Origin of the sequence: Paenibacillus hemerocallicola, from assembly GCF_006265175.1 — a bacterium.
Taxonomy (GTDB): Bacteria; Bacillota; Bacilli; order Paenibacillales; family NBRC-103111; genus Paenibacillus_AB; species Paenibacillus_AB hemerocallicola.
This window is the reverse complement of record NZ_VDCQ01000035.1, coordinates 76,327-93,549: the sequence shown is the minus strand read 5'-3', so window position 1 is coordinate 93,549 and position 17,223 is coordinate 76,327. Positions and strand designations below refer to the sequence as shown.

Here is a 17,223-nt window from a genome sequence, read left to right as displayed (position 1 = left end):
TCCAGGCGATGAGCGACGTCGGGCTGACCTATATTACGCTCGGCCAGCCGCTCAGCACGCTATCGGGCGGGGAATGCCAGCGTATCAAGCTGGCGAGCGAGCTGCATAAGAAGGGCAGCATCTACGTGATGGACGAGCCGACGACCGGCTTGCATATGTCGGATATCGGCCAGCTTATGGGAATCATGAACCGCCTCGTCGATGCCGGCAATACGGTGATCGTCATCGAGCACAACCTCGATGTGATCAGCCAAGCGGACTGGATCATCGATATGGGGCCGGACGGAGGCAGCAAGGGCGGCCAGGTGGTGTTCGAGGGCACACCTTCGCAGATCATCCATGCGGAGCAGTCGATCACGGGAAAATACTTGATGTAATGCAAAGGTTACGTATGCTCAAGCAGGGCTGCCGGCTGAATCGGCAGCCTTTCGCTTGAGTAACGGGAACAAGCTTGGCAGTATTTGAAGCAGATGGTGCTGAGGTGAAGTGCAGATAGGGGTGTTATTATTTACGCAACCTTCCATGACTTGGTAACGTACAAAGAAACATAATATGAAGGGAGTGATAGATGTATGAGTGAGAGTGAAAAGGGATGTATCAAATGCGGTAGCAAAGACGCAAGGACGAAAGAAGTAGCAATGACCGGCACAGGTCTTTCCAAAATGTTTGATATTCAGCACAATCAATTTGTAGTCGTTTACTGCGCGAATTGCGGGTATTCCGAATTTTACAATAAACAAGCGTCGGCTGGTTCGAATGTTATTGATTTCTTTTTCGGCTGATGAGCCAACGGTCGAAGTAGTTTTGCCCCGAGTAACGTCCAACAAGAAGTACTATTAATGTCTTCGATCGCGCCAACAAAAGGTCTGAATCCCTTCAGATTTAATGCTTTTTGTGTGGAGATCAGGATTTTTCTATTCGTTGACAGTCTGAAATGCACGCCTACTATGATAGATGTATCAAACAGTTATGGTAGAATATAGCTCTAATTTTCGCATGCTTATTTTCCATATATTGGTCTGCAGGGAATCGCTGATGAAGTGGGCGTGTTACTGCCGCCTATCGGTCAAGCTATCGATTATGCTCCCATCCTGAGCCATCGAGTTGTTAGTACTGATCTCCCCGTGAACCGTCTGACCGCAGCGGATGCCGTAAACGCCGAACGGGAAGCGGAACGATTGCGAACCGTGTATGAAACGGAGCTTAGGAAGCTGGAACACGACCCGATGCGGAAGCAGGAACGTTGGTACGTTGCGGCGAGTGCCGCCTATCGTCAGATGCATTGGAATAAAAATGTTGCGAATCGTTACGAGCATCAGAAGCGGATCAAAACTTTACGTGTCGAAATGCATATGCTTCGTCTCGGCGATATTGCCTTTGCTTCCAATCCGTTCGAGCTTTATGTCGATTACGGTATACAGATCAAAGTTCAAAGCCCTGCCGTTCAGACATTCCTCATACAGCTTGCAAGAGGAGGCACTTATTTGCCAAGTCCCAAATCGATCGAAGGAGGAACAGCCCGAATCGCGAAGCACCAGAGAAAGGCTGCGGCGCTCGACGACATCTTGGTCTTGGTGTTCTCAAAGCTGTTACGGCGATACTGGCCTAACCTAACATCCCTGTACCGCCAGGCGCAAACGTCTGTCGGCATATAACGTATCGGATCCGCGTATTTTGCGGATTTTTTGTTTTTAACGATACTTATTCTTGTCATGGTGTCCACGTCGGATTTCCCGGCCCTGATCGGGTACTAATAGAACAGTTCTATTCATATTCTAATAAAAGAAAAACAATAAGAAGGAGTGTAACGATAGTTGAAAAAAGTTAAGGTTAGTTTACGGCCTATTGTAAGTAAAATAAATTTACCGACTGTTTTGAAAACAACTGCACTTCCGGGTGATTCAATAGAAAGACTATTTATCGCAACCCAGGTAGGTAAGATCTTTTACATAGGAAACGGAGTTGTAAGGACTTTTTTAGATATTAGCCCGCGAATCATAAAATTGGGTGTTTCTAGTGGAGGATATGATGAACGGGGATTGTTAGGGCTAGCGTTTCATCCCGAATTTTATTATAACGGTCTGTTCTATGTTCATTATTCAGTAGCTGGAACACAAGGTCCAGGTGCTCTTCCTGAACCATTTAAGCCTAACCCGTGTGATCCCCGAACATTAAATCTAATGTGGATAAATAGAGAAACTCAATATGATCATATTGATACAATTGAAGAATGGATTTTACAATCGAATGGTCAACCCCAGCAACGACGGACATTACTTAACTTAAGAAGACCATTTTTAAATCATAATGGTGTCAATAGCTTAAACTTTTCACCTGAAACAGGAAAACTTGTTTTAACAACCGGAGATGGTGGATCAGGATATGATCCATTTAATTTAAGTCAGGACGATATGGAGATTTCTGGAAAAATTATTGAAATCGATGTAGTTAAGAATACATTCATTAATCCACCCGTAGTCACACGCTTTAATGAACTTCCCGCACCTATTCAGGAAACACTTACAGTAATTGCCAAGGGGGTGCGCAATATATCAGGTATTTCATTTCAAAGGTTTCACAATCAGTATACTAAATATGTGGGAAATGTTGGACAGGATTTGGTAGAGTCGATTTTTTCATTCGTTCATTATAAACCAATACCGGTTCCCCAGCTTATTCAAGCTTCTTTAATGAATACTGAACCTGACCAAGAAGGATTTATTAACTTTGGCTGGCGAGGGTGGGAAGGTGATTTTCCGACTTCGATTATTGGGGGCTGCTCTGCAAATCCTGCTTTGGATGAGAAAAAAATCGCTTATTACAATGAAGCAGTAAAAACTTCAGCGAAGCGACTTCAGCCTTTGACTAGTTATTTTCATAAAGATCCCGCACCCGATAAATTTGGAGGAACTGCACTTACGGGAGTCCAACCCTATATGGGGAATGGAATCCCCGATTTAAAGGGAAGCGTTGTATTTACCGATCTTGCACGGCATGAACAATCTCACTCTCCGGTTAAAGGGGTTTTGGCTTATACCAGGGTAAAAACAGATTGTAGACCAAATGATTATAGTGTTATTGAAACCGACTATAATTTTGGATCCCAATCCGCATATTATGTTTCTTTGGGAGCGAATCTGGAACAAACCAGACTATATTTGGGGGTTTATGGCTCTATGAAAGTGAATGACTATAACCAGGGTACCGTTTTTGAAGTTGTTCCATAGTTCATAACTATATAATCAGCATACGCACAGGCCATACCAACAACAAAAAAAGCCCAAGATGGGGCTTTTTTTGTTTTCCGAACATTGACACAACATGCTATGTAATATCTCCAGCTTAGAAACGGAGTCATCAATCCAGCACAAAGCCCCCGGATACATTGGTAACGGTGCCGGTTATCGCTCCCGCACGATCGGACGCGAGGAAAAGCGCCGTTTCCGCAACTTCTTGCAGGGTAGGCAGTTTTCGGAGCAACGTGCTCTCCGCCGCCCCAACCAGCATTTGCTCCAACGTAATGCCCGCAATCGCGGCATTCTCCCGAAAAATGATCGTGCTGTGCGATCCGGCCGATATGGCTTCCGGGATAAGATGCGAACGAATGCACACGCTCCGTATGCCGTCTTGCGCCAGTTCCCCAGCCAAATTTCGCGAAATCGCTTCGACGCCCGCACAAGCAACACTGTGCCCGATAAAGCCGGGACCGGCCATCCGGGAAGCGGGTGTCGTGATGTGAACAATAACGCCTGACCGCAGCTTTTTCATCTGTCGCGCAACGATTCTGGAGGTGAGAAAGCTCGATCGGATATAAGCGGTAACCGGCAGCTCGAATTCCTCGAGAGTCAGTTCTACAGCGGGCTTGAATTGATTGTGCGCGACTCCGATCGCGTTCACGGCAATATGGATACCGCCCGCTTCACGAGCAACCCGCTCCGCATGTTCCTGGACCGAGGCTTCATCAAGGGCGTCCAGTACGAATGCTTCCGCCGTTCCTCCCGATTGCCTAATATCGGTCGCAACCGTTTCCATTTTGTCACGGTTTCGGCTTGCAAGAAACACGTTTGCCCCTTCCCGGGCAAACAATCGGGCGATCGCGCTGCCAATTGCTCCGCCCCCGCCGTAAATAATCGCATTTCTTCCTGCCAACTCCATCCTTATCACCTCAATTTGTTTGCTGTGCCTTCAATATATCACAGGCCGGTAGAAGCCATTTCTTATCGATTGCTATCCTGATCAAGAGATGAAACTCTGCGGCCATTATCTATTGTTGGAGAAAAGGGATCATCATGAGTGGGGAGTGAAGTAGTATTTATTGAGGTTGAGATTGACATCATGATAGGGATATAATGGCACTGTCGATTTGAAAACGCGAGATCTGTTCGGGAGGTGCAGGATTGTGATCAGAAGCCCCATCGAATCGGCCAAGAGACAGATGTGCTTCAGAGACGATTTTTCCATTTATGTATCAAGCGAAAAGTCGCGTAATCAGTAAATAATCCTAGCCATAAAACCTGAGGGCGGCAAAGTCATTGGTGGATCGCTGACTGGGTTTGTAGTAGGTTAGCCACATAAGGGAGGAGTGGAATCATTGGTCAAACAACTGATCGTAGGCGACGCCATGCATGAACTGGCCACTACGCGCCGCATTCTGGAACGCTTGCCCGAGGAGCATATGTCGTGGAAGCCGCACGAGAAATCGATGACGCTCGGCGGGCTGGCTACGCACCTGATCAACCTGCTGAACTGGCAAATCGCGATTTTACAGTACGCGGAGTTCGATCTTTCGACCGTGCCGCTTCGACGGGAGCCTTTGGAAAAACGCGCTGACGTTCTGGCAGAGTTCGATGCGAATGTCGGCAAGTATGAAAAGCTGCTCGCCGAATGCGACGAGAAAACGCTCGGCGAGGAATGGACGCTGCGCCACGGCGACCATATTATCCTCCGCGAGCCGCGGGCGATCGCGCTCCGCACCTTCGGATTAAGCCACATGGTTCATCACCGGGCACAGCTTGGGGTGTATTTGCGGCTTCTCGATATTCCGGTGCCGGGCATGTACGGCCCCTCGGCCGACGAGGAAGCCCAATGAATTAAGTTTTTCGATCCAATATGCGCCAAGACAGTCGCACGGCACCGGCATGACCTCCGGTACTCTGCGACTGTTTTTATTGTTGCCGAGTGGACGCTCGCGATCTTCAAAGCCGAAAAACGAAGCGAATATGAAGCACGTCGCCGAAGCGCTGCTGGAGCAATTCATAGTTGACACACATAACCGACTGGCAGTTTATGCGGAGCTTAAAAATGTTGTTGACAGGACACCGAATGGTACTCTGTAATAAAAGTGTCACCAAATAGTGTCTAATTGGGGGCAAGTCATTTGGAATAATGGAACCTGATGAAGTTTCTCTTGAAACAATGATAAGGTAGAAGAAGAATGAGTTTATCATTATCTTTGGATTTTCAGTACACGACATCGATCGTGAAGTCACCTGGACGCTGCAGGAATTAGGGGACGGGAAGGTTAACCTTTATCTCGAACAAACCGGATTCACCGATGCTCAAGGGCTCGAAAACACAAAATTATTAGGATGAAGTGGAGTGTTCCTTGAAGACAAAGAGTATAATGAATCATAAGATTGATGAATTTTTAAGCAAGACTAATAAGTGGAAGGAAGAATATGAGAAGTTGAGAAATATCGTACTTGACTGTGTGCTGACCGAATAATTTAAGTGGATGCATCCTTCTTACATGATTCAGAATAAAACATAGTATGAACACATGGGATTTAATGGATACTGTGCGCTTCTGTTTCACAAAGGTGACTTGGTAAAAACCAGCAATGGACCTATAATATCTAAATTATTGGTATCTGTAAGCGTTTCCGAAATTAATTGTTATCTTGCTAAATTTTAAAAAAAGGAGCTAGAAAAGGATGAACGCAGTTTACCAATTTGACGAAGTTGCTAGACTCCCCCTACCCGGGGATAACTGCGCCGTTGCGACTCGCCAACTGGACGCCGGCACCGTCATTCATTATGAAGGCCAATCCTTGACCTTGGATTATACTCTTCTGGAAGGCCATCGCTTTGCGGTGAAGACTATTGCTCCCGGTGAAGAGTTGCAGTCTTGGCAATTGCCTTTTGGTGTGGCTTTGCAAGCGATTCAGCCCGGCCACTATGTGATCAACGATGCTGTATTGGACGCACTCCGTGTGCGTCAACTTAAATTTGCTCTGCCGGCGGAGCCTAATTTTGTGGATCAAGTTCATCCGTATGTTCTTGACGAGACAAACTTTCAGCCCGCCCCGGCATCACCCGCTTACTCGGAAACTCGTACTTTCATGGGTTATCGCCGTAGTGAAGCCCGCGGTGTTGGTACCCGTAACCATGTGGTTCTGCTCGGCACCACCTCTCGTACTGGCAGCTATGTGAAGCGGCTTGCCGCTCGTATGCAAGGTGAATTAAAGAACTACCCCAATGTCGATGGGATTGAGCCTGTGGCTCATACGGAGGGTGGCACGGAAAAGCCTAATAACCTGGATGTGCTACTGCGCACGCTCGCCGGATTTATCGTGAACCCCAACGTCGGTGTAGTCTTGGTTGTCGATTATGGCAATGAGCCGGTAACCAATAAGTTGGTGGAAGCGTATTTACGCGAACACAGCTACCCGATCGATGAAGTGCTGCATAAGTTTATGTCGCTCCAAGGCGGTTTTGAAGAGAATCTGGCCAAAGGCGAAGCGATTGTACGCGAGTGGCTGCCTATGGTCAATTCGATGCAGCGGACACGTGAATCCATAAGCCACCTGAAGATCGGACTGCAGTGCGGCGGTTCGGACGCTTTTTCCGGCATTTCTGCGAACCCACTGCTGGGCTGGATTTCAGAAGAATTGGTGCGCTACGGCGGCTCTGCTAGCCTGGCTGAAACCGATGAATTAATTGGCGCGGAGCCCTATGTCCTGTCGAAGGTACGCAACGTGGAAACCGCCCGCAAATTTTTGGAGCTTGTGAACGGTTTCAAGGAGCGTACGTCTTGGCATGGTACTAGCGCGGAAGGAAATCCTTCCGGCGGCAACAAATATCGCGGCCTTTATAACATTTATCTCAAATCTATTGGTGCTGCCCGCAAAAAAGATCCGACCACTCGCCTCGATTATGCCACAGAGTATGGGGAACTCATGAAGGAGGGCGGTTTCTATTTCATGGATAGCCCCGGCAATGACCTCGAGAGCATCGCCGGACAGGTTGCTGCAGGCTGCAACATGATTTTCTTTACAACGGGCAACGGCTCCATCACCAATTTCCCTTATGTGCCGACGGTCAAGGTTGTCACGACGACGCGCCGCTTCCAATTGCTGGCGAATGATATGGATGTCAACGCGGGTCTGTATCTGGAAGGCATCTCTATGGATGAGCTCGGCAAGGAGGTCTTCGAACTGACAATCCAAATTGCCTCCGGTCAGCGCAGTGTCGGTGAGAAGGCGGGTCATTCCCAGGTGCAGATCTGGCGGAACTGGCGGCAAAATGATGCGAGCCAGCTGGAGACATTGCTCAATGCCCCTGTGCCGACGGGAGAGCCTATTGAAGTCCAAGAGGATGCGGGAGCGACGGCTAACCCAATCCAATTCATCTTCAACCGTCATCAAGACCGTCGGGCCAGCGACAATATCGGCTTGATCCTGCCGACCAGTCTCTGTGCCGGACAAGTAGCCAATATGATTGCGCAGCGGCTGAACAACCAGGGTGCCGGGCAACCCGAGCTCTCGCGCTTTGTGGCTTTGGCTCACACGGAAGGCTGCGGTAATTCGGGGGGGCAAGCAGAACAGCTGTATGCCCGAACGATGATCGGTTATATCACCCATCCGATGGTGAAACATTGTCTGCTGCTGGAGCATGGCTGCGAGAAAACTCACAACGACTACATGCGCCATCAGATGGAAGAGATGGGTGTCGACGCGAGCCGACTTGGTTTTGCCAGCATTCAGCTTGACGGCGGAATTGCGAAGGTAACGCAGAAGGTAGAAGCATGGTTCGCCGATCAATTGGAAGCAGCCGGAGCAACTGAGAAGGTTATCGTCGGTCTGGCAGGACTGCGAATTGGCATCGTAAGCGATGGCTCCATCTCCGACGAAGACGGAGAGCAACTGGCGAAGCTGACCAAAATGGTTATCGGAGCCGGAGGCTTGGTGGTTGTTCCTGAGAACAGCGGTCTGCTGTCCACGGCTGCTTACTGCAAAAACATATTCACGACATCCAATGTCCGGCCGACAATTGCCTGTGGCGAGCATGTCCGTCGCAACGGCTTCCACATCATGGAGAACCCGACCGAGCATTGGGTTGAGACGGTTACGGGCCTAGCTGCCACGGGTGTAGAATTAATTATAGCGCTGGTCGGTAATCGTCCGATGCAGACGCACCCGTTCGTTCCTATGCTGCAAATGGCATCGGAGCCGGCTATGCTGCAAAACTATGACAGCGATTTGGATTTGCTGCTCATGGGAGATCCAAACGCTTGGACGAAACAGATTCTAGAGCGCTGTAAACAAATCATTGAGCGTGCCTATACACCGCGCCTCTACCAGCAGGGTAACGTTGATTTCCAAGTAACACGCGGCTTTTTGGGTGTTTCGTTGTGATGTGAATTTCTATCGAAGAAGGGCGTGTGCCCCAATTAGCCGATTCGATTGCAGTCGCAAGGAGTATTGGTCATAGGCGGTATGCATACACCAAATCGTTCTCGATTGTCCTCGACTCTCCGGAAAAAGTAGCGGTTGTCGATTGCGATCTGCTCACGAATACGTTTTCTGTCGCGTGTGAAACGAACTGCGACTATACGATTCGATCTGGGCGAGTTGACTGAAAATCCCATTGTACGCTATATTGAATGGGATACATGTTAGAAGCGAGTCAGATCGGCCGCTTCTGCTTAGACAACAAGCGATTTACAGATTGCGAGGGAAACGGATGTCCGGGAAAATCGGTCGAAAACATTTTCGCCAACGGCTTGACCGCATGATCGGGGAGCTGCGCTCCGATATCGTGTCCGGCAAGCTGCCGGCTGGAGCATATTTGCCTTCGGAGAAAGATTTGGAGCAGCTGTACGAGCTAAGCAACCAGTCGGTCCGCAAAGGGCTGGACGTGCTCGTCCAAGAGAAGCTGATCGAGAAAATGCCGCGTATCGGCAACCGCGTCGTCGTTCCGCCGACCGGACAGCGCACAGTAGTCCGGTTCGGTTACCACAGCACATCGGAAAACGATATCGGCATATTCGGCTTGCTGGAGTTGTTCCATGCGCGCTACCCGCATATTCAAATACAGCCGGTGGCGCTGCCGGCCAGCACCTATTCCGCTTTCGTCAAGGAACACATGGAAGCCGATATGCTGGACGTGATCACCATCAACGATATCAACCTGCAGGAGCTCGTACAGTATGGCGCGGACAGTCTGCTCGAGTCGATCGACGTTCATCCCGACACGTACCCGTTCCTGCAGCCGCTGCTGACGGAGACGGAGCGGCCGCTAGTTCAGCCGCTCCTTTTCTCGCCGGTCGTATTATGCTACAACCGCGAGCATCTGCGGGAGCGGGACATCCCCGAGCCGGACAGCAGCTGGGGCTGGGACGAATTGCTGCGGCATGCCCGCAGCCTGGCCGTGCCGGGTCAGCGCTTCGGCTTATATTTTCATCTGCTGATGCGCAACCGCTGGCCGATTTTCCTGCTGCAGCACGGGGTAGCCTTCGAGAACGACGCCTCGGGGGCGTATCGGGTCCGGGATCGGGAATTGATCGAAAGCTTGCAGATCGGCAAGCAGTTGCTCGCCATGTCCGACGCCTTCCCGATCGTTTTGTCCGCGAGCGATGCCGATGCCGAAGAGCTGTTTTTGAAGGGCAAAGTCTCGATGATCATGACGACGTATTTCGCGCTGAACGAGCTACGCCACGCGGATTTCCGCTTCGACGTGGCCCCGATTCCGCATTTTCGCGAATTCCGCACGCTTCTTGTTATGATTGGGGCGGCCGTCAATCGCCACTCCTCCAACCCCGAGGCGGCCAAGCTGCTCGTCGAATTTTTGCGCTCCTATGACACGCAGCTTCACATTCGGCGCCATACTCTGAGTATACCGGCGAACCGTCGGGCGGCCGAGTGGAACGGGGACGAAGCGATGTATCGACCGTCCCGCTTCGGCATGTATCGGGAGATCGTACCGTCGTACCGGACGATCGGCGATCTGCAATTGAGCTACCGCCAGCTGTCGGCCATGCAGAAGGAGATCAAGCTGTATTGGACGGGACTGCTCGACGAGGAGGCTTTGTGCCGCAATGTGGAACGGGTTTTGGCCGAAGCGAAGCACCTGGAAGGACAAAGGGCGTGAGCCCGGATGGCCGCATCGAAGCGAAACCGGCTCCGCGGAATGCGGGCATAACAACCGCCAATCGGTATAAAGTTTAGTATTGACTCGCTATTGACTCGCAAATAGCGAGTTTTTTTGTTTTATACCGTTGACAGTGGCGGATATCAACGTATAATTACAATTGTGCGAGGTAGAAATGAGTCAATTTAGATAGAAAAGGGAGATGATAATAGTTGAAGATTGCGATAATTCCCCCTCCCGCGGGTCAGTTGCGATTGTTCTCCGAACGACACTGGAAACGGCTGTCGTCGCTCGGCGAGATCGTCCGCAATGAATGGGAAGGGCCTTCCGACGATGAGGCGATCGGCAAGCTGATGGTGGGGGCGGATGCTGTTGTGACGTCGTGGGGGAGCCTGCCGCTCACGAAGCCGCTTCTCGACAGGGCCCCGAATTTGCGGGCGGTCATTCATGCCGCCGGATCGGTCAAAAAAGTGGCGACTCCGGAACTGTGGGAGCGCGGAATCCGGGTGTCGAGCGGAAACGATGCACTGGCCGTCGGGGTCGCCGAGACCGCTCTCGGCCTCACGATCGCCTCATTGAAAAATATGTGGGAGCTGACGCGACAAACCCGGCAGGGCGGGTGGAGCAAGGGCAGGGGGCAGGTGCGCGAACTGTACGAGATTGCCGTCGGCGTCATCGGCGGGGGACGCGCGGGCCAGCATTATATCCGGTTATTGCGCCAGTTCGCCGTGGACGTGTACGTGTACGATCCGGTGCTGGAGGCGAAGGAAATCGAGGCAATGGGCGCGAACAAGACCGATCTGGAGACGCTGCTTGCGACGTGCGACGTCGTCTCGATTCACGCCCCGTCGCTACCGTCCACGTATCGGATGATCAACGGGGAACGTCTCGCATTGATGAAGGACGATGCGATCCTGATCAACACCGCCAGAGGTTCGATCGTGGACGAGGAAGCGCTTGCAGAGGAACTGGGGAAAGGAAGGCTGCTCGCCTGTCTCGATGTAACCGATCCGGAGCCGCCTGCGGCGGATCATCCGCTGCGCCTCCTGCCGAATTGCATCATCACCCCGCATATCGCCGGGGCGGTCAACAACGGGGTCCGCCGCTTGGGGCAATTCGCGGTGGAGGAGCTTGAGCGTCTGAAGGAAGGGTTGCCGCTCCAAGGAGAGGTGCGTCAGACGCAACTGGCGGTACTTGCTTGACGTCGCGGCACGGCTGTTGCGAATCGCGAAAATCATGATCCACGTTGTTTTGCTCGCGTCCTCCCGCCCGATTGTCGAATCGGGCCAGGAGGCGGGCGGAAAGATGGGAGAGGAGGGGCCGGTGTTCAAAAACGAGCAAGAGCTGTCGTTGAAATGTGATCGTCAAGCCAAGTGTAAGCGATTACATTATGATGCTGCAACCGGGTGCGATATCTCTTTCTCATTCGCTTCGTTATCGGCCAATCGCTCATATTTACATACCGAAACGGGTATCCGCATTGCGCCGCCGACAAATTTGATCTGCAAATTGATGAAAAAGGGGAGGAATTGCAATGAACAGAAAAAAACTGAAGTTCTTGGCAGCTGCAAGCGGTCTCATCGGCATGCTGACCGCTTGCAGCGGAGGGGCGGCTGGTACGGAACCATCCGTCGGAAGCGATGCGAAAACGAGCCCTGCGGCCGAAGCGGCCAAAGCCGCGAACGAGCCTGCAGAGCTGGTATTCTATAACACGTCCAACGGTTGGACGAAAGAGCGGTTTATGGAGGAATACGGCGATCCGATCGCCAAGAAGTTCCCCAATTACACGATCAAATTCATCACGCAGGAGAACAGCCAGACGTTCCCGAACTTGCTGGCGGCCGGCGAGACGGTCGACATCATGCTCGCCTCGGTAGGCTTGACGCCCACGTTTCTGTTGAATTACGGCGCGCAAAGCGACATCAGCGATCTGATCAAAAAATTCGGCTACGATTTGTCCCGTCTGGAGCCGTCCATGGTCGACATTCAGCGGCAGCTGGCAGGCGGCGGCATCTATGGCTTGCCGGTCACGAACTCGTCCGCCGCTCTATTCTACAACAAAGACTTATTTGACAAGTTCGGCGTAGCTTATCCGAAGGACGGCATGACCTGGGACGAGCTGTACGCCCTCGCCCAGAAGATGACACGTCAGGACGGCGGGGTGCAATACAGAGGACTGACGATCGCGTTCCAGCACCTCATGTTTTTGAACCAGCTGTCCGCGCCTCATGTCGACGGGACGACGAACAAAGCGCTGTTCACAGCCGATAAGTTTGTCCGCTCGTTCGAAAATTTGGCGCGTTTCTACAAAATTCCGGGCAACGAGCTGCCGAATAACAAATTCAACCTTGGCACGCAGCGGGAGCCCTTCTACAAGTCCCTGGATATCGCGATGTTTTTGTCGCTCAGCGGATCCGGCACAACGTTCGGGGATATGAACTGGGATGCGGTCCAGCTGCCGTTCTTAGCGGACGCGCCGAACGTCGGACCGCAGGCGTACCCGAATTACTTTTATATTACAAGCATGAGCAAGAAGCGGGATGCGGCCTTCCAGGTGCTGGACTACGTGACCTCGCTGGATTATCAGACGTGGCTGGCCGAAAGAGGGGCGTTTCCGGTCATCCGCGACCCGGCCAAGCTGATGGAGAAGTTCGGCGCGAGCAACCCGATCTATAAGGGCAAGCGCGTAAGCTCGCTCGTACCGGGCAAATTCGCCGTCCCGACGATGAAGACGCGCTACCAGGACATCACGGACAAAGAAGTGCTGGAGGCGCTCGGCCAATATGCGGCAGGCAAGGACGTGAACACGGCGCTTCGCGAAGCGGCGGAGAGGGCCGACAAGGCGATCGCGGCTGCGGCGGGCAAGTAAGGAGCAAGCCGGGGCGCGATGGCGCAGTCCGCTGCCATGCGACGCCGAAATGCGTACCGAAAGACGCTTGCGTCAGTGTGCGCCGACCACTTCAGCGCAACATCATTCCCGTCGTAAAGGATAGCTCTTTCAAACGCGATATGCAGACAAAAGCCATTAAATTTTTAAAGACCAAGCGTCGGGGGCTATAGCTGCTTAACCTGACATCATTGCGTCCACCCCCCCGCCCCAATTTGAAATGGAGGGATAGGGATGAAGAAAGTTACGGAACCTCGTTCTTGTCAATCGATTGCCCGCGGGAGCATCGCCGCCCTGCTCGCGGTGGGCTTGCTGCTTCCGGAAAGCGGTGTCCAGGCGAATCGAGCATTCGGAGCGGAGGGTGCGCAGTGCCCTTCGGGTTGCGTTCGGCCGACCGGCGGCACGATGACCCGCCTATCCGTGACGACCGTACCGCTGTCGGGACTGCAAGCCGCTTTGGATGCGGCATTGCCCGGCGACACTTTTCTGGTGGAATCCGGTACATATGCCGATGCGAATGTGACGATTACGTACGGCGGGCCGGGGCCGGTGACGGTCCGAGCCGAGGTAGACGGCGAAGTCGTCTTCACCGGGGAGTCGGTTATTACGATCAAGGACAGCCAATATTTGACCTTCAGCGGATTTTTGTTCGATGAGGTGGAGTCGGGCAATTCGCTCGTGATGGACGGTTCGAGCCACGTGGAAGTGAAGCGCAACTATTTTTATCGCAACGGCGTTTCGCCGACGACCAAAATCGTCGGTATCCGTAACGGCTCGGCTTACAACGCGATTCATCACAACACGTTCGACCGCAGCGAAGGGCAGAGCGTCGCGCTGTACAACGGACATACGCCCGCCGATGTAAACAACGTTTACAACGAGGTATACGCCAATCTATTCTATCAAATTCCGCGCGTGAGCGACGTGTATCCGGGCAACTCCAACGGATTCGAAGCGGTGCAGCTCGGGCAGGGCAAAGTGGTGCACAACGTGTTTCATACGAAGGTATACGACAATTTGTTCGAAGGGATCATTGGTGACGGAAGCGAGATCGTCAGCGTCAAGTCGAGCGGCAACGAAATATACCGCAATACGTTCCGGGACAATGCTTCCGGGTTGACCATCCGTCTCGGCGACAGCAACCGGATTTATGACAACTATTTCGAGAATACGGAGAAAGGCATCCGCACGTACGGCTATGATCAATCGATCGAGAACAATTATTTGCTCGGCGGCAATGTCGGCATTCAACTGCCGGCAGCCGATACGGCGAACGGCCAAACGCCGACGGTGGCCGCGCCGTATTACCAGTCGGAGGAGAGCCGGATTATCGGCAATGTGATCGTCGATCCCGCGGGCACCGGCATGCGATTCGGAACGAACTACAATCCCGGTTCGTGGAATTTGCTCCCGATCGACAATGATGTTTCCGACAACCGCGTATTTATCTCGAATGGGGCAAAAGATTATGTGAAAGAAACGGCAATCGCTGCGTTCTATGATCCGATCGGCGATTTTGCGAACAACGTCTCTGTTCTGAAATCGGCGGCGAACGTAGGCAACATCTCGACGACGGACAGCAGCGTGATCGAATACGTGTACACGGACCACCCGGCGATTCCGACGCCGCTGTCGGTGACGGGATTGGCGCCTTACGACAGTCTCGACAGCCGGACGGGGGCGGATTGGAAAAGGCCGGTCGCGCCGGAGCCGCCTGCGTCCGTATCTCTGCTCTTCGACTTCGAGGATGCCGATGCGGGACCGCTGAACGGACAGCAAGGCTGGACGAACGCGCAGCCGGAGGTGACGGTGGTCGAGAACGTCTATTCCGTCAGCGGAACGAAGGCGGTGCGTGTTGTCGATACGAGTACGACGGCGGCTTACGGGGCGATCCGGCGGTTCGACCCGATCGTCAAAGGCACCGTGGAATGGTGGGCGATGGCGAAAAACCAGGACAGACTCGTGTTCAGGCTGGAGGATACGACAGTTGGAACGAGGAATGTGGAGTGGATCGGATTTTTCTATGACGGCACCTTCGAGTACCAGAACGGAGCGACCCGGACCCGTACGGTTGAAACGTTCCAAACCGATACGTGGTACAGGTTCGTGATCGATTTCGATGGGACGGAGGCGACGAAGTCGATCCGCATATACGAAGGGGCCAATCTGCTATTCGATACGGAGACGCCTTTTGAAAATATATCGGCATCGGGCGTCAGCCTGTTCCGCTTCACTACCGTCGGCAACCGGACCGGTACGTTTTATGTGGACGACATACGCATCGCCGAGAGCGAATAAGCGGAAGGACAGAGTTGCTGTTGTTCGGGAACGGGCCTCGTGGTAATGATCCGGGGTAGTCGAGAAACGGACAATCGTGCATGAGCGTATCGTTAAACGCGGTCTATGCCCAGTGCATGCGGTCGGCATACAAGCGAAGCGGCTCCGGGCCGCAACACGCCGTTTTTCGCGTACAATGCGGGTGTCCGCAACCAGGCACCGACTTCAAACAAGCGAAAGGCCGTTTCCCCTCAGGGAGAAACGGCCTTCTTGCGTAACAAAGAGCAGAGCAGTTTACCATCTGCTGCTGCAACAAACGGGTCCCCTGATTGCCTAACTACAAAAACGTTGTCTTCGAAAAATCGGTTGGTGTGGTCCCGGTATACCGAAATGGAGAATACCAGTCAGGTAAGGAGGGCAAGAGAAACAAAATAGTATATGAAAAGTTGATAATATTGAATATGTACAAATAATAAAACCGAAAATATAATCAATAATGATAATCATTATCAATATGTTATCAATTCATAAGAGTGGGGAGAGCTACGGAAATGAAGCTTGTTCATCTATTATTGGCGATTATATTCGGACTATCTGTGGTCGGCTGCAGCGCAGCTGCCCCCGGAGCCGGCAGCGATCGAATTGCCGCCGAACCAGGCAAACAGACGAGCGGTACTCTTGACTCAACAGAGAAGATCATTACACACGCAATGGGGACCGTTACTCTGAAGAAAGCACCCGAACGGGTTGTCTACCTATTCCAAGGGATGGTAGATATCGGCGTAGCGATTGGAGCCAAGTCTGTCGGAGCTGTCGAGTCCTCGGAGGAAAGACCCTGGTTTCACTACCTCCGAGCTCAGATGAGCGGAGTCAAAAGTGTCGGAGCCCTTACCCAGCCGAATCTTGAGGTTATCACATCACTGAAGCCGGATTTAATCATCGGAGCCAAGTCGAGAGCGGAGCAAGAGAAAATTTATCCACAGCTCTCCGCTATCGCTCCAACAATTATGATGAACGATGTTTTCGATTGGAAGACGAACGTAATGCTGGCCGGGGAAGCATTGTACAAGGAAGCGGAAGCTGCGGCAGTAATGAAGGAGTGGGACACCAAGGTTCAGGAATTCAAACAAAAAATGGGGAACCGTCTGTCAAATACGGAGGCATCTATCATACGCTTTGAAAAAGACGGATCGTCCCGCTTCTTCGTTACGGGATTTGCCGGGACGATCTTTCAAGAGCTTGGATTAGTCCGGCCGAAGGTTCAACAGGTTCCTGGAAAAACCGTCGTCTCCCTGACGTCCAAGGAGCATATGTCCCAACTCGATGGAGATATCATCTTCGATATTACGCAACTGAACCAGGATAACGCCCCGGCGACAGGCAATACTCAAACGGAGTGGACCAGCCATCCGCTCTGGAAGAGCTTGAAAGGGGTACAAAACGAGAAATATTTCAAAGTCAACGTCGTGACCTGGAATTTGGGCGGAGGTCCCATAGCGGCTAAAGCGTTGCTGGATGATCTTTTCTTTTACTTCGACATTAATAAAAACAGCTCCCGTTGATCAAAATTTTATTATCAAAAATCGGAGCTATTCGTGCTCATACTATTGTCACGAAAACCGCCATTTCAAACAATGGCGGTTTTCTGCGTACAAAGGCTAGGCTTGCATAAAGCCAAGGTTCTCCAG

General features: G+C 52.0%; 12 protein-coding genes and 2 pseudogenes. 13 read left to right on the top strand and 1 reads right to left on the bottom strand.

All coding sequences use genetic code 11. The features are described 5' to 3' along the window. From FE784_RS22905 to FE784_RS22890, 4 genes are all read left to right on the top strand, one after another. Positions 1-377, top strand: a 377-nt coding sequence (locus tag FE784_RS22905; RefSeq protein ID WP_139604557.1) for an ATP-binding cassette domain-containing protein, incomplete at its 5' end; no start/stop codon positions are given. Positions 378-572: 195 nt separating this feature from the next. Then, the gene (locus FE784_RS22900; protein WP_139604556.1) at positions 573-782 is read left to right on the top strand and encodes a zinc ribbon domain-containing protein; all 210 of its coding nucleotides are present in this window, start codon (positions 573-575) and stop codon (positions 780-782) included. 258 nt (positions 783-1,040) lie between these two features. Further along, a complete protein-coding gene (locus FE784_RS22895; protein ID WP_139604555.1) occupies positions 1,041-1,655 on the top strand; it encodes a hypothetical protein in 615 nt (204 codons plus the stop codon). A gap of 159 nt (positions 1,656-1,814) precedes the next feature. Continuing rightward, entirely contained in the window at positions 1,815-3,227 is a 1,413-nt protein-coding gene (locus FE784_RS22890) for a PQQ-dependent sugar dehydrogenase (protein ID WP_139604553.1), read from the top strand. 130 nt (positions 3,228-3,357) lie between these two features. On the opposite strand, the gene FE784_RS22885 is transcribed toward FE784_RS22890, so the two are convergent. Then, on the bottom strand, positions 3,358-4,155 hold the full coding sequence (locus tag FE784_RS22885; RefSeq protein ID WP_139604549.1) for an SDR family NAD(P)-dependent oxidoreductase: 798 nt from the start codon (positions 4,153-4,155) through the stop codon (positions 3,358-3,360). Between the two features lie 436 nt (positions 4,156-4,591). On the opposite strand from FE784_RS22885, the gene FE784_RS22880 reads away from it, so the two are divergent. The 9 genes and pseudogenes from FE784_RS22880 (at position 4,592) to FE784_RS22845 (ending at position 17,097) form a co-directional block, all read left to right on the top strand. After that, entirely contained in the window at positions 4,592-5,089 is a 498-nt protein-coding gene (locus FE784_RS22880) for a DinB family protein (protein WP_139604548.1), read from the top strand. 395 nt (positions 5,090-5,484) lie between these two features. Further along, positions 5,485-5,592 (top strand): annotated as a pseudogene (locus FE784_RS42025) (SRPBCC family protein); the annotation flags it as partial. Between the two features lie 31 nt (positions 5,593-5,623). Then, positions 5,624-5,860 (top strand): annotated as a pseudogene (locus FE784_RS42020) (DUF1801 domain-containing protein); the annotation flags it as partial. Positions 5,861-5,933: 73 nt separating this feature from the next. Next, positions 5,934-8,636, top strand: coding sequence for a UxaA family hydrolase (locus FE784_RS22870; RefSeq protein ID WP_139604547.1), 2,703 nt, complete (start codon positions 5,934-5,936; stop codon positions 8,634-8,636). Between the two features lie 328 nt (positions 8,637-8,964). Further along, complete coding sequence (locus FE784_RS22865) at positions 8,965-10,371, top strand: extracellular solute-binding protein (RefSeq protein ID WP_139604546.1); 1,407 nt, start codon at positions 8,965-8,967, stop codon at positions 10,369-10,371. Positions 10,372-10,583: 212 nt separating this feature from the next. After that, entirely contained in the window at positions 10,584-11,573 is a 990-nt protein-coding gene (locus tag FE784_RS22860; protein WP_139604545.1) for a hydroxyacid dehydrogenase, read from the top strand. Between the two features lie 332 nt (positions 11,574-11,905). Then, positions 11,906-13,240 (top strand): ABC transporter substrate-binding protein, encoded by a 1,335-nt coding sequence (locus FE784_RS22855; protein ID WP_139604544.1) that lies wholly within the window; start codon positions 11,906-11,908, stop codon positions 13,238-13,240. Positions 13,241-13,492: 252 nt separating this feature from the next. After that, positions 13,493-15,556, top strand: a complete 2,064-nt coding sequence (locus tag FE784_RS22850; RefSeq protein ID WP_139604543.1) for a chondroitinase-B domain-containing protein — start codon at positions 13,493-13,495, stop codon at positions 15,554-15,556. 530 nt (positions 15,557-16,086) lie between these two features. Further along, positions 16,087-17,097, top strand: coding sequence for an ABC transporter substrate-binding protein (locus tag FE784_RS22845; RefSeq protein ID WP_139604542.1), 1,011 nt, complete (start codon positions 16,087-16,089; stop codon positions 17,095-17,097). The last annotated feature ends 126 nt before the right edge of the window (positions 17,098-17,223 follow it).